Source organism: Ralstonia sp. AU12-08, assembly GCF_000442475.1.
Taxonomy (GTDB): domain Bacteria; phylum Pseudomonadota; class Gammaproteobacteria; order Burkholderiales; family Burkholderiaceae; genus Ralstonia; species Ralstonia insidiosa.
Genome location: NZ_ASZV01000024.1, coordinates 59,946 through 73,398, shown reverse-complemented (window position 1 = coordinate 73,398; position 13,453 = coordinate 59,946). Strand labels below are relative to the sequence as shown.

11 protein-coding genes are annotated in these 13,453 nt (G+C 63.5%); 3 read left to right on the top strand and 8 right to left on the bottom strand.

Features of this window, described 5'->3' with window-relative positions; all coding sequences use genetic code 11:
• Positions 1-24: 24 nt before the first annotated feature.
• Positions 25-786, bottom strand: a complete 762-nt coding sequence (locus C404_RS43205) for a GntR family transcriptional regulator (RefSeq protein WP_021195030.1) — start codon at positions 784-786, stop codon at positions 25-27.
• A gap of 375 nt (positions 787-1,161) precedes the next feature.
• Here C404_RS43205 and uraH point away from each other — a divergent pair, with 375 nt between their 5' ends.
• Both uraH and C404_RS43195 read left to right on the top strand, forming a co-directional pair.
• Positions 1,162-1,515, top strand: a complete 354-nt coding sequence (uraH, locus tag C404_RS43200; protein ID WP_021195029.1) for a hydroxyisourate hydrolase — start codon at positions 1,162-1,164, stop codon at positions 1,513-1,515.
• A gap of 17 nt (positions 1,516-1,532) precedes the next feature.
• Entirely contained in the window at positions 1,533-2,801 is a 1,269-nt protein-coding gene (locus C404_RS43195; protein ID WP_021195028.1) for a urate hydroxylase PuuD, read from the top strand.
• A 278-nt stretch (positions 2,802-3,079) separates the two neighbouring features.
• On the opposite strand, the gene C404_RS43190 is transcribed toward C404_RS43195, so the two are convergent.
• From C404_RS43190 to xdhA, 6 genes are all read right to left on the bottom strand, one after another.
• Entirely contained in the window at positions 3,080-3,649 is a 570-nt protein-coding gene (locus C404_RS43190) for a TMEM165/GDT1 family protein (RefSeq protein WP_021195027.1), read from the bottom strand.
• A gap of 341 nt (positions 3,650-3,990) precedes the next feature.
• The gene (gene guaD / locus C404_RS43185) at positions 3,991-5,325 is read right to left on the bottom strand and encodes a guanine deaminase (RefSeq protein ID WP_021195026.1); all 1,335 of its coding nucleotides are present in this window, start codon (positions 5,323-5,325) and stop codon (positions 3,991-3,993) included.
• Between the two features lie 16 nt (positions 5,326-5,341).
• The gene (locus tag C404_RS43180) at positions 5,342-6,379 is read right to left on the bottom strand and encodes an adenosine deaminase (RefSeq protein ID WP_021195025.1); all 1,038 of its coding nucleotides are present in this window, start codon (positions 6,377-6,379) and stop codon (positions 5,342-5,344) included.
• Between the two features lie 2 nt (positions 6,380-6,381).
• Entirely contained in the window at positions 6,382-7,416 is a 1,035-nt protein-coding gene (gene xdhC, locus C404_RS43175; RefSeq protein ID WP_031329391.1) for a xanthine dehydrogenase accessory protein XdhC, read from the bottom strand.
• 26 nt (positions 7,417-7,442) lie between these two features.
• Entirely contained in the window at positions 7,443-9,809 is a 2,367-nt protein-coding gene (xdhB, locus tag C404_RS43170; protein WP_021195023.1) for a xanthine dehydrogenase molybdopterin binding subunit, read from the bottom strand.
• A gap of 23 nt (positions 9,810-9,832) precedes the next feature.
• Positions 9,833-11,359 carry a xanthine dehydrogenase small subunit gene (gene xdhA, locus C404_RS43165; RefSeq protein WP_021195022.1) on the bottom strand — a complete coding sequence of 509 codons (1,527 nt, stop codon included), beginning with the start codon at positions 11,357-11,359 and terminating at the stop codon, positions 9,833-9,835.
• 225 nt (positions 11,360-11,584) lie between these two features.
• Between xdhA and C404_RS43160 the strand changes: the two genes are divergently transcribed.
• Positions 11,585-12,529, top strand: a complete 945-nt coding sequence (locus C404_RS43160; RefSeq protein ID WP_021195021.1) for a LysR substrate-binding domain-containing protein — start codon at positions 11,585-11,587, stop codon at positions 12,527-12,529.
• A 42-nt stretch (positions 12,530-12,571) separates the two neighbouring features.
• Here C404_RS43160 and C404_RS43155 read toward each other — a convergent pair whose 3' ends face one another.
• The gene (locus C404_RS43155) at positions 12,572-13,420 is read right to left on the bottom strand and encodes a substrate-binding domain-containing protein (RefSeq protein WP_031329390.1); all 849 of its coding nucleotides are present in this window, start codon (positions 13,418-13,420) and stop codon (positions 12,572-12,574) included.
• Positions 13,421-13,453: the final 33 nt, after the last annotated feature.

The following is a 13,453-nucleotide window of genomic DNA, read 5'->3' as shown; positions in this document are numbered from 1 at the left end:
AATACAGCAAAACTGGTCCTTGACTTAGCCTTTCTCCGTGCCGCGCGGGCCCAATACCGAGCGCAGATCGAAATCAGCGGGCGCCTCGGGGCGCACGCGGTCTGCGCAGCATTGCAAGTGCTGGGCCATGTGGGCCTGGGCAGCGCTGGCGTCGCCGCGCTCCAGTGCGTTGAGGATGTCGAGGTGTTCGTCGAACGAGCAGGCGTTGTTGCCCGGGGCTTCGACGCTGGCAATCATCAGCGTGGTGCGCGACACCAGTCGGCGCATCATTTCGACCACCAGCGGGTTACCGGACTGTTCGGCCAGCGCAACGTGGAACTCTGCCGACAGGCGGATCCAGCGCGGGCGGTCCTGCGTGACGAACGCCTGGCGCTCCTGCTTGACGAGTTCCATCAGGGGCGCGATGGCCGCCTTGGGGTCGCTGCTAGCGCCGACCTTGTCGAGCACGGCGCGCTCCAGGATCTGGCGCAGCTCAAACATGGCGTGCGCTTCGTCAATGGAGGGCGCGGCAATGAAGGCGCCGCGATTTGGCTCCAGATCAACCAGCCCGTCAGCAGCCAGTTGGGAGAAGACCTTGCGCACCGTATGGCGTGCGGTGGCATAGATTTCGCAAAGCGCATGCTCCGTCAGCTTCGTGCGCGGAGGCAGGCGGTGTTCCATGATCGCGTCGTAGATCTCGTGGTACATCCGTTCTTCAACCGACATACGTGCCCCCGATGCCTTGGTGCCCGACGTACCGGGCTTTAGCGTCGTTTCCGTGGAGACCAGCTTGAGATTCTTGGACATGGCAGACCCGCCTTTGAGTAACGCATCGCAGCATAAGCAACTGCGAAAATCTGTTGACAATTATTCGTGGGCGCCTTCAATATTGTCAACAAAATGCGTTCGGGAATTCGACAAACTAGGGAAATCCCTGTTTCAAGTCCCCACGAGGACAGGGAGTCGAGCCCAGAACGAGCGACGGCTTTGCCGGTTTGGCATGTCTCTTCCATATGAAGGCGGCAAGCGTAAACCGGCTGGACGCGCGCCGGGATGCGTGCACAGCACGTACCGAGCGGGCCCCGACGCCAGCCCTTGTCCAGCCTTGGACACAAGGGATTGGCGCGAGGTGCAAGTGGAGGCAGCGGCGCTTCTGAAAATTCGAACTACAGAGGAAGACAAATGGGACGCTTGACTACCCATGTGCTCGACACCGCTGCAGGCACGCCGGGTCAAAACCTGGCGATCGCTCTGTTTAAGATTGTCGACAATCAGCGCCAACCGGTGAAATCGGTTCGCACCAATCACGATGGCCGTTGCGATGCGCCGCTGCTGGAAGGCGACGCGCTGCAGACCGGCGTCTATGAGCTGGACTTCGCGGTGGGCGAGTACTACCGCGCAGCCGGCGTCAAACTCCCCGAGCCCGCGTTCCTGGACGTGGTGACGCTGCGCTTTGGCGTGGCCGATACCAGCGCGCACTACCACGTGCCGCTGCTGGTGTCGCCGTGGTCGTATTCGACCTATCGCGGTAGCTAACAGGGCAGGGAGTCATCATGGAAGGCTATATCCTCGACTGGGCCAACTTGCTCTTGCGTTGGCTGCACGTGATCGTCGCGATCGCGTGGATCGGTTCGTCGTTCTACTTCGTCTGGTTGGATAACAGCCTGACCAAGCCGACCGCACCGGACCTGAAGGACAAGGGCGTCGACGGCGAACTGTGGGCCGTGCACGGCGGCGGGTTCTACAACCCGCAGAAGTACCTGCTGGCGCCAAAGCAACTGCCGGATCATCTGCACTGGTTCTACTGGGAGTCGTATTCCACCTGGATGTCGGGCTTTGCCCTGCTGACGGTGGTGTACCTGTTCAACGCCAACGTCTACATGATCGACCGCAACGTGTTCGACATGACGGCGACGACGGCGGTGCTCCTGGCGCTGGCGTTCCTGGTGGTCGGCTGGCTGGTGTACGACACCATCTGCCGCGTGTTCGGCAAGAACGACCGTGTGGTCGGCATTCTGGTGGCGGTCTATGTGGCGCTGGCTGCGTTTGCGGCGTGCCACCTGTTCTCGGGCCGCGCAGCGTTTCTGCTGATCGGCGCGATGATCGCGACCATCATGAGTGCCAACGTGTTCTTCTGGATCATCCCGGGGCAACGCAAGGTGGTGGCCTCGCTCAAGGCTGGCGAGAAGCCGGACCCGATCCACGGCAAGCGCGGCAAGCAGCGCAGCGTGCACAACACGTACTTCACGCTGCCGGTGCTCTTCGCGATGCTGTCGAACCACTACAGCATGACGTACGCGTTCAAGTACAACTGGGCTGTGCTGATCCTGATCATGGTGGCTGGCGTGTTCATCCGTCAGTTCTTCATCCTGAAGCACAAGGGCGTGGTGAACTGGGGTTATCCGGCAGCTGGCGTTGCTGTGCTGCTGGGCGTGGCGGTGTGGCTGGCGCCGGTGCAACAACCGGCAGCGCCTGCTGTGGCGGAAAGCGCAGCAGCAGCTCCGGTTGCAGCAGCAGAAGGTGGCGCTTCGGCACCTGCCGTAGCCGCTCCGTCAGCCGCTGGCGGTTCGGAGTTCGCCAAAGTACAGGCAGTCGTTACCGCGCGGTGCTACCAATGTCACTCGGCTCATCCTACTCTGATGCCTTCGTCGGCTAAGGGCGTATTGCTCGATACGCCGGACCAGTTGTCCGCGCATGCACAGCTCGTCTATCAGCAAGTGGTGCAACAGAAGCTGATGCCGCTGGGCAACGTTACGAACATCACCGATGACGAGCGCACGATCATCGCCAAGTGGTTTGAAGGCGGCGCAAAGACCAACTAAGGCGCACGCCAGAGCAAGAGCAACAACAGAAACGGTTTATCGGAGCATGTCATTCGTTCCCTAGCGGGTGACATGACCGGTGAGGGTTGAACGGGGCTACGGCCCCGTTTTTTTTGTCCCGGGAATCTGTCTACGGTGCGTCTTGTGGGGGCTGATCTGGATACCGCTATACGCGTTGTAGGTGCGACTTGAGGTGGGGTCTTGCCCCACCTCTCGAAGTGGTTGCTGCGAAGCTGTTAGCAGGCGCTGAGCGGGCGCCCGGAGCCTTTGATCTGCACTTACTTGCCGACACCCAGCAGCGCCAGGACACCCAGCACCAGGAAGATGAGCGCGGCGATCCGGTGCACCAGCTTGATCGGCATACGCGACGCGAACTTGTTGCCCATCAGCACCGCAGGCACGTTGGCCAGCAGCATGCCGATGGTCGTACCAGCCACCACCGACACCACATCATTGAAGCGTGCTGCCAGCGCCACCGTGGCGATCTGCGTCTTGTCGCCCATCTCGGCAAAGAAGAACGCAACGATGGTGGTGCCGAGAATGCCCAGGCCGCGCGTGTCTTTCGGCGCCTCTTCATCATCGAGCTTGTCGGGAATCAGCATCCAGCCAGCCATGGCGATGAACGCGATACCGAGAATCCAGCGCAGCGCGTTTTCGCCGAGCACATGCGTGATCCAGCCGCCGACGGCGCCGGCTAGCGCGTGATTGACGAGGGTGGAGATGAAGATGCCGAGGATGATCGGCACTGGCTTGCGAAAACGCGCGGCCAGCAGAATCGACAGCAGCTGCGTTTTATCGCCGATTTCCGCGAGGGCGACGATGCCGGTGGAGACGAGGAAGGCTTCCATGTTGTTGTGGTGTCCGGGCCGTGTGCGAACCAATGACGCACCGCTGCCGGCCCTATCCGCAGAGGTGTGTCATCGGTCTCGCCAGGCGCGTCACCGGCGAATCTCCTCTCGATCCTACTGCGCAACCCGATCTTGAACCTGCGATGCTCACCGTACCCATGTACGGTTGCGCTTCTCGGTCCAACCTCGGGCTGCTCGCTACGGATCGTGAGCAGATTCGGGTGCGGGTGACCACGCCATAACCGTCTGCCATTGCAGCGACGGTCAAGTCTGTTGACGTGGCCCTCGAAGTCTCAACTTCGAGCGGCTACTCCCCAATGGAAGCCGCGATTATAAGTGCATCAGGCGTTGGCGCCAACCGCAAATTTGGCCGGCTCACCTTGGATGTAAGTGGCGGATACCGCACGGTCTTCGCCCAGCAGCGCGAGCGAGAACAGCAGTTCCTCCAGCGTTTCCGAGCGTGCATTGCGGCGCGCCAGTAGCGGCGTGGCGGCCGGGTCCAGCACGATGAAGTCGGCTTCGGCGCCCGGCACGAAGCTGCCGATGCGGTCTTCCCAGCCCAGCGCCTCGGCGGCGCCGCGCGTGGCGAGGTAGAACATGCGCAACGCGGTCAGGTGATAGCCGCCCATGCGCGCAACCTTGTGCGCCGTGCCCATCGTGCGCAGCATCGAGAACGAGCTGCCGCCGCCCACGTCGGTGGCGAGCGTGAGCGCCAGGCGGTGCGCGTCGTTCTTGTGGAAGTTGTACAGGCCGCTGCCCAGGAACAGGTTGGACGTGGGGCAGTGCGCCACGGCCGCGCCGGATTCCGCCATGCGCTGACGGTCGCTGTCGTCCAGCCAGATGGCGTGGCCGTAGAAGGCGCCCTTGCGCAGCAGGCCGTAGTGGTCATACACGTCGAGGTAGCTGCGCGCGTTCGGGAACAGCTCGGCCACCCACTTCACTTCGTCCGGGTTTTCAGCAACGTGGGTTTGGATGAAGACGTCCGGGTACTGCTTGGCCAGCTCGCCAGTGGCGGCCAGCTGCGCCTCGCTCGAGGTGGGTGCAAAACGCGGCGTGATGGCGTAGGCCAGGCGGTCCTTGCCGTGCCAGCGCGAGATCAGATCGGCGGAGTCGCGCGCGCCGGATTCCGCCGTGTCCTGCAGGTACTCCGGGCAGTTGCGGTCCATCATCACCTTGCCGGTGATCAGGCGCATGCCGCGTTGCTGCGCTTGGCTGAACAGCGTCTCCGCCGAGCCGCGATGCACGGTGCTCCACACCATCGCGCTGGTGGTGCCGTTGCGCAGCAGTTCGTCGAGGAAGAACGAGGCGACGCCAGCGGCGTACTGCTCGCTTTCGAAGCGGCGCTCTTCCGGGAAGGTGTACGTCTCCAGCCAGTGCAGCAGGCCCGGCGACGGCGATGCAATCATGTCCGTCTGCGGGAAGTGCACGTGCGTGTCGATAAAGCCCGGCACGATCAGCTTGCCGCTGTAGTCGTGCAGTTGCGTTCCCGCAGGCAGGTTCTCGCGCAGCGCGGCGTAGTCGCCAGCTTGCACGACTTTGCCGCCCATGACCACGAGCAGGCCGTCTTCCCAATACTCATAGGCATCGCGCTCGCGATACTGCGGATCGTGCAGGAAATGCAGCACGCGGCCGCGGTAGGCGTGAACGGTGTTGGAAGTCGGAGGCATCGTGGTCATCGTCGTCTCGTGATTTTTAATGTGTGGCTTTCCAGTGGTCGTCGACCTTGGCCAGCCACAGGGCTTTGTCCTGCTCGGGCAGGAAGGACGCCTCGAAGCTGTTGCGCGCAAGCGTGTGGGCATCGGCAGCGGACAGGTCGAGGGCGTTGAAGGTGGCGAGCCAGTTGGTGTTCATGTAGCCGCCAAAGTAGGCCGGGTCATCGGAGTGCAGGGTCACTGCGCAGCCGGCATCCAGCAGTTGCTTGAGCGAGTGATCGCGCAAGTCGGGGTAGACCTTCAGCTTTTCGTTCGACAGCGGGCAGACCGTCAGGGCGATGCGCTCGGCAGCCAGGCGCCTGACGAGCGCGGCGTCATCGATGGCGCGCACGCCGTGGTCGATGCGTTCCACGTTCAGGATGTCGAGCGCGTCGATCACGTATTGCGCCGGGCCTTCTTCACCGGCATGGGCCACCAAGCGCAGGCCCAGTTCCTTGCAGCGGGCGAACACGCGCGCGAACTTCTCCGGCGGGTTGCCGCGTTCCGACGAATCCAGCCCCACGCCGATGATGCGGTTGGCCGGGTCCTGGATATAGGGCAGGGCGGCTTCGAGCGTGGCGAAGGCGTCTTCTTCGCTCAGGTGACGCAGGAAGCAGAGGATCAGCAGGCTGGAGAACCCATGCTCGCGCTCGGCATCATCCAGCGCGCGGACGATGCCGTTGATCACCACGTGCATCGGCACGTTGCGCGCCGTGTGCGTTTGCGGGTCGAAGAAGATCTCGGCGTGGTGGACGTTGTCGGCCAGCGCGCGCGCCACATACGCGGCGGTCATGTCGTAGAAATCCTGCTCGGTGAGCAGCACGCTGGCGCCGGCGTAGTACAGGTCGAGGAACGATTGCAGATCGTCGAAGGCGTAGGCGGCGCGCACTTCTTCGACGGACGCATACGGCAGCTTGACGCCGTTGCGCTCGGCCAGCGCGAACATCAGTTCGGGTTCGAGCGAGCCTTCAATGTGGATGTGCAGTTCGGCTTTGGGGCTGGTAGCGATGCGTTCTGCAAGTGTGGGAGAGATCGGCATGATCAGGCGGATGTGGGGACGCGGTAAGGGACCGCCGCGCCGCTGCTAGCGCTGGTGAGCGCATGTTGTTGCAGCTCTCGCACCTGCAGCAGTTGCGCGACGACGGATACCGCAATGATATCCGGCGCCTTGTCCACGATGCCCGCCACACCAATCGGGCACACCATTTCCGGCAGACGTGCCGGGTCCACACCGTGCTCCACCATGCGGTGCTCGAAACGCGCGCGCTTGGTCTTGGAGCCGATCAGGCCAAAGTAGGCAAAGTCCGTGCGGCGCATGATGCGTTCGCACAGCGCGAGGTCCAACGCATGGTTGTGCGTCATGACCAGGAAGTAGCTGCCGGCGGGCGCATTGTCGATCACCGCCTCCGGCGTATCGGTGGATTCGACGACGACGTTCGGCGGCACTTCCGTGGGAAACGGGAACATCGCATCGCGTTCGTCCACCCACGTCACGCAGCAGGGCAGGTGAGCCAGCGCACGCACGATGGCGTGGCCGACATGGCCGGCGCCGCACAGCACGATCGACATGTCGGGCGGCAGCACGGTCTGCGTGAAGCCGTTGGTGTCGAACTGCACGCCTGCAGCAGCGGCATCGCCAATCGTTGCTTCAACATTCAAGGCCGCATCTGCGGGGACAAAGCGGCGCAGGCTGCGGCGTTGGCGCATGGCGTCGTCGGCCAGGGCGATCCAGTCCACATCGCGTGCATCGAGGCGCTCCAGCGACAGGCGTACCACGCCGCCACAGCACTGGCCCAATGCTGGGCCGAGCGGGATGCGGACGAACTGGCGACGCGCGTCGCCGTTGGCTTCGGGTGCGCTCATCATCGCCTGGGCGATCTCCATCGCACGCCACTCGAGATGGCCACCACCGATAGTGCCGAAGAAGCCATCGGTGCACACCAGCATGAGTGTGCCGGGCTCACGCGGGGCGGAGCCCAGCACCTCCGTCACCGTGACCAGCACGCACGGCTGCCCTGCTTGCACGGTGGCGAGCACGTCGGCAAAACGGAACGGGCGCAGTTGCGTGTGGTCCATGGCGGTCATGATGGCGGTCTCCCTGCTCAGGCCGACAGCGCGGCGCTGCGGATGGCGTCGACGGCCTTGAGGATTTCCTCGCTCGTGGCCGGTGCGTTCAATGGCGGGTTGGTGCGGCCATCGCCCACGGCGGCCACTGCATCGCGAATGGCGAAGAACACCGAGAACGGCAGCAGCAGCGGCGGCTCACCCAGCGCCTTGGAGCGATGGATGCTGTCTTCCACGTTGGCGTTGTTGAATAGGCGCACGCGGAAGTCCGGCGGGCAGTCGTTGACCGTCGGGATCTTGTAGGTGGACGGCGCGTGCGTCATCAGCTTGCCGCTCTTGTTCCACCACAGTTCTTCCGTGGTCAGCCAGCCCATGCCCTGGATGAACGCGCCTTCCACCTGGCCGATGTCGATGGCCGGGTTGATGGAGCGGCCCGCATCGTGCAGCACGTCGGCACGCAGCAGGCGCCATTCACCCGTGAGCGTATCGACCACCACTTCCGACACGGCGGCACCGTACGCGTAGTAGTAGAACGGACGGCCGTTCAGCTTGGATTGGTCCCAGTGCAGCTTGGGCGTGGCGTAAAAGCCGTCCGACCACAATTGCACGCGGGCAACATAGGCTTTGTTGATGAGCTCGTTGAACGGTACGCGGCGTGCACCGATCTCCAGCTGATCGCCCACGATGGCTACGGTCTCGACAGGCACTTCGTAGTGTTCTGCGGCAAATGCGATCAGGCGCGCTCGGATCTGGCGTGCGGCGTCTTGCGCGGCCTTGCCGTTCAGGTCGCTGCCGGTCGACGCGGCCGTGGCAGAGGTGTTGGCCACCTTGCTGGTGTCCGTTGCCGTGACGCGGATGCGGGTGAAGGCCACGCCCAGTTCGTGTGCCACCACCTGCGCGACCTTCGTGTTCAGGCCCTGGCCCATTTCGGTGCCGCCGTGGTTCACGAGGATCGAGCCGTCGTTGTACACGTGTACAAGCGCGCCGGCCTGGTTGAAGTGCTTCACGTTGAACGAGATGCCGAACTTCACGGGCGTGAGTGCCAGGCCGCGCTTGAGCACCGGGCTGGTCGCGTTGAATGCGCGAATCTCCTCACGGCGGGCGCGGTAGTCGGACGTCGCCTCCAGCTCATCCAGCAGTTCGTGGATGACGTTGTCTTCCACGGTCTGGCCGTACGGCGTGACGTTGTTCTTGTCCTTGCCGTACAGGTTGGCGCGGCGTACGTCGAGCGCATCCTTGCCGACGGCGCGCGCGATGTTGTCCATGATGTATTCGATGGCAAACGCGCCCTGCGGGCCGCCGAAGCCGCGGAAGGCGGTGTTCGACTGCGTATTCGTGCGCGCGCAGAAGCCATCGATCTCGACTTCGGGCAGCCAGTAGGCGTTGTCGAAGTGGCAGATGGCGCGCGTCATCACCGGGCCGGACAGGTCGGCCGAGAAACCGGCGCGCGAGGTCATGTCGACCTTCACACCTTGCAGGCGGCCATCGTCGTCATAGCCGGCTTCGTAGGCGAAGCGGAAATCGTGACGCTTGCCGGTGATCATCATGTCGTCGTCACGGTCCGGACGCAGCTTGACCGGGCAGGCGAGCTTCCATGCCGCCAGCGATGCGCAGCAGGCAAACAGGCCCGACTGCGATTCCTTGCCACCGAAGCCACCGCCCATGCGGCGGCACTCCACCAGCACCTGGTTGGCATGCCAGCCCAGCATATGCGAGACCATGTGCTGCATCTCGGTCGGGTGCTGCGTCGAGCACCACACGTGCATGCCGTTGTCTTCTTTCGGCACGGCGTACGAAATCTGGCTTTCCAGGTAGAACTGTTCCTGGCCGCCCAGCGACATCTGGCCCGCTTCCGAATGTGGCGCAGCGGCGATGCGCTCAGCCGGCTCGCCGCGCTTGAGGTGCATCGGCGGCAGCACCGATTTGCCAGCGGCGCGTGCTTCCTCGGGCGTCAGCAGCGGGGGCAGGACTTCGTATTCGATATCGCCCAGGCGTGCCGCGCGGCGTGCCGCATCGTGCGACGTGGCCACCACGATGAACATCGGCTGGCCGATGAAGTGCACCGTGTCGGTGGCCAGGATCGGATCGTCGTGGATGATCGGGCCGCAGTCATTCGTGCCCGGAATGTCGGCCGAAGTGAATACGGCCACCACGCCCGGTGCTGCCTTCACGCGGTCCAGGCCCATGTTGACGATGCGCGCATGCGCTTGCGTGCTCATGCCGAGTGCGGCGTGCAGCGTGCCGGCCAACTCGGGAATATCGTCGGTATAGGTGGCGGTGCCAGCAACGTGCAGGTGCGCCGATTCATGCGGGCGCGAGATGCCGACCACAGCACCGCGCTGGTCTGGAATGGCCGCTGCAATATCGGCTTCTGCGAGCAGGAAGGCCTCGGTTTGCTTGTTCATACGATGTCTCTTTGCAGTCGGACTTAGTTGACGCTACCTGCAGCGGTGAGGGTATTCAGTTCGACCGCGCGCACATTGATCTGTTCGGGCGTGAGCGGCGCGTCGGTGCGGGTTTCCAGCCAGAAGCGGTACACCGTGTTGGCCGCCGAGATGCGGCGGTAGTTGTCGCTGGCGCGCATGTCGGTCAGCGGCGTGTAGTCGCGCGACATGGCTGCCATGGCAGCACGCACCGTTGCTTCGTTCCACGGCTGGCCGGTGATGGCGGCTTCCGTTTCGGTGGCGCGCTTGGACGTTGCCGCCATGCCACCGTACGCGATGCGTGCGCTGCGCACGATGTCGCCGTCCAGCTCAATGGCGAGTGCGGCGCACACGGCGGAGATGTCTTCGTCAAAGCGCTTGGACAGCTTGTAGGTGCGGAAGCGCATGGCGTCGCGACCTTCGCGCACCGGAGTGCGCAGGCCAGCCACGAACTCGCCTTCTTCCATCGCGTTCTTCTGGTAGGCGAGGTAGAGGTCTTCGAGCGGCAGCTCGCGGCGGATTTCACCACGCTGCAGCACGACGCGCGCGCCGATGGCGATGAGTGCGGGTGCCGAGTCGCCGATCGGCGAGCCATTGGCGATGTTGCCGCCCAGCGTACCGGCGTTGCGGATCGGCAGCGAGGCGAAGCGCTTCCACAGCTCGGTCAGCTCTGGGTAGTCCTCGGCCAGGAATTCATAGGCTTGTTCCAGCGAAACCGCGGCACCGATCTCGATCCAGCCGTCGCGCTTTTCCAGGGCGTACAGGTCGGCCACCTGACCGATGTAGAGGATGTCGCCCAGTTCGCGGAACTGCTTGGTAACCCACAGGCCCACGTCGGTGCTGCCGGCCAGAATGCGGATGTTCGGATGCGCGGCCTTGATGGCGGCAAAGGCGGAGGCGGTGCGCGGTGCGTAGAAGCGCGGGGCGTTTTCCGTGCCGGCCGGTGCGTAGCTGAACGTGTCCTTGCGCTGGATGTTGCGCAGCGTTTCTGCCAATTGTGTGCGATCGATGCCGGCCGGCGAGGGCAGTTCGAACATGCGTTCGCCCGCGTCGATGATGGGGCGATAGCCGGTGCAACGGCACAGGTTGCCGGTGAGCGAATCGCAGATGGCCTGGCGCGACGGGATCGGCGCGTTGTTGCCGGTGTTCTCGTACAGCGCGTAGAGCGACATCACGAAGCCCGGCGTGCAGAAGCCGCACTGCGAGCCGTGGCATTCCACCATGGCCTCTTGCACCGGGTGCAGGGTGCCATCCTTGCCGCGCACGTCTTCCACGGTAAACAGTGCCTTGCCGTCCAGCGTGGGCAGGAACTGGATGCACGCGTTGACCGCCTTCAGGCCAACGCTGCCGTCTTCCTGCAGCTCACCTAGCACCACGGTACATGCACCGCAATCGCCCTCAGCACACCCTTCCTTGGTGCCTGTGCAGTGTGCGTCTTCACGCAGGTATTGAAGCACCGTCCGGGTGATCGGGGCATCCGTGACGGTGCGCACCTGGCCGCGGTGAAAGAAGCGGATGGGCTGAGTCTCCATGGGGTTTTACGCCTGTTTGTGTGTGTATCGGAACCATAGCACCGGGCCAGGAATGCAATATTTGGCCCATGTGATAACCCGCATCGGAAAGCCAAAATCCGGGGTATACCCGCCGGTAGCGGTCTGGCGGCGCGATGTACAAGTGACATACACTGACAAGGTCCCCCTCGCACGTTCTACAGGCGGTACGGCGCTGCCACCCCCGCCACCCATTTTCGCCTCCAGATGCACGGCAAAGATCACCTCGATACCTACCTCCTGCGCGTGTTGTACACGCTGCTCACTGAGCAGAGCGTGACGCGTACGGCCGTCAAGCTTGGCCAGTCGCAACCGGCCATCAGCAACACGCTCAAGCGCCTGCGCGAGATCACGGGAGACGCCATCCTCGTGCGTGGCAAGAACGGCATGGTGCCGACCGAGCGCGGCCACGATCTGCTGGCCCTGGCCCAGCAAAGCCTGGAGGCCATGGAGCGTATTGCCCGCCCGTCGCAGGAGTTCGATCCGGCCAATACCACGCGCACCTTTCACCTGGGCGCGCCCGATTATCTGGACGCCTTCTTCCTGCCCAATATCGTCGAGCGCCTGCGCAAGCAAGCACCGCAGGCCAAGCTGGTGGTGCATCCGCTCAATGCCGGGGTTGATTACCTGGCAGCGCTCGAGCAGGGCGGCATGGATCTGGTGATCGGCAACTGGCTCTCCCCGCCCGAACATCTGCATATTTCGCCGCTGTTCGACGACGAAGTCGTCTGCATGTTGGGTGCGCAGCATCCGTTGGCGCGCAAGGGTATCTCGCTCAAGCATTACGTGGAGATGCCGCACCTGGCCCCCGCGCCGTACGCCGTCATGCAACGCAGCATGATCGATCAGGCACTTGCAGAGCAAGGGCTCAAGCGCCAGATTCAGGTGTCGCTGCCGTACTTCGGGCTGGTGCCGTATGTGCTGATGCGCACGGATCTCGTCTTCACGACCGGCCGCCAGTTTGCCGCGCACTGTGCGCAGTACCTGCCGATCCGCATCCTGCCGACGCCGATGGCGTTCCCGAAGATGCGCTTCTACCAGCTCTGGCACGAGCGCAGCCATGCCGCGCCCGATGTGATGTGGCTGCGCCGGATGATCGGCGAGGTGGCAGCAGAACTGCCGCAGCATCCGCAATTGGAAACGGCAGCCTAAGCTGCCGTCCTGTTCCAGCAAGAAACGCTGCACGCAGCGGGATTACTTCCCGCTCGCCACTGCCTTCCCATAATTCGGGAAGAACACCTGCTCTCCGTTCACCTTGAAATCGGCAATCGCCTGCTGCCCGGCAGGCGAGGTGATCCATTCAATCAGCTTGGTCGCGTCGGTGTAGTTCGTGCTCGGATACTTCTTCGGGTTCACGGCGATGATGCCGTATGGATTGAACATGCGCGGGTCCCCGGCCAGCACGATGTCCAGGCCCGTCTTGGCGCGATACGCACCGTAGGTGGCGCGGTCGGATAGCGTGTACGCGTTCATCTGCGCGGCCATGTTCAGCACTTCGCCCATGCCCAGGCCCGCGCTCACGTACCAGGGCTTGCCCTTCGGCTCGATGTTGGCCGTCTTCCAGTAGGCCTTTTCCATCACGTCGGTGCCGGAGTTGTCACCGCGCGAGATGAACTTGGCGCCAGCCTTCTCACCGGCGCTGGCGATGGTCTCCATGCTCTGGATGACGTTTCTCTGACCGCGGATGCCTGCTGGGTCCGCCGTCGGGCCGACCAGGATGAAGTCGTTGTACATCACGTCGCGCCGGTCGATGCCGCCGCCAGAAGCGACGAAGGCGTCTTCCAGTTGGCGGGCATGTACCAGCACTACGTCTACATCCCCCGATTCCCCCAGTTTCACCGCCTTGCCGGTGCCAACGGCAATCACCTGCACATGGATGCCGGTGGCGGCCTCGAACTTGGGCAACAGCACTTTGAGCAAACCGGAATTTTCCGTGCTGGTGGTGGTAGCCATACGGAGATCGCCTGCATATGCAGCGCCGGCAAAAGTGAGGGTCAGGCACGTAATGGCAGACCACCGAAGGGTTTGGAGCAATCCGGGCATGTCGTGAGCGGGATGTAAGAGACGTGGACGCTT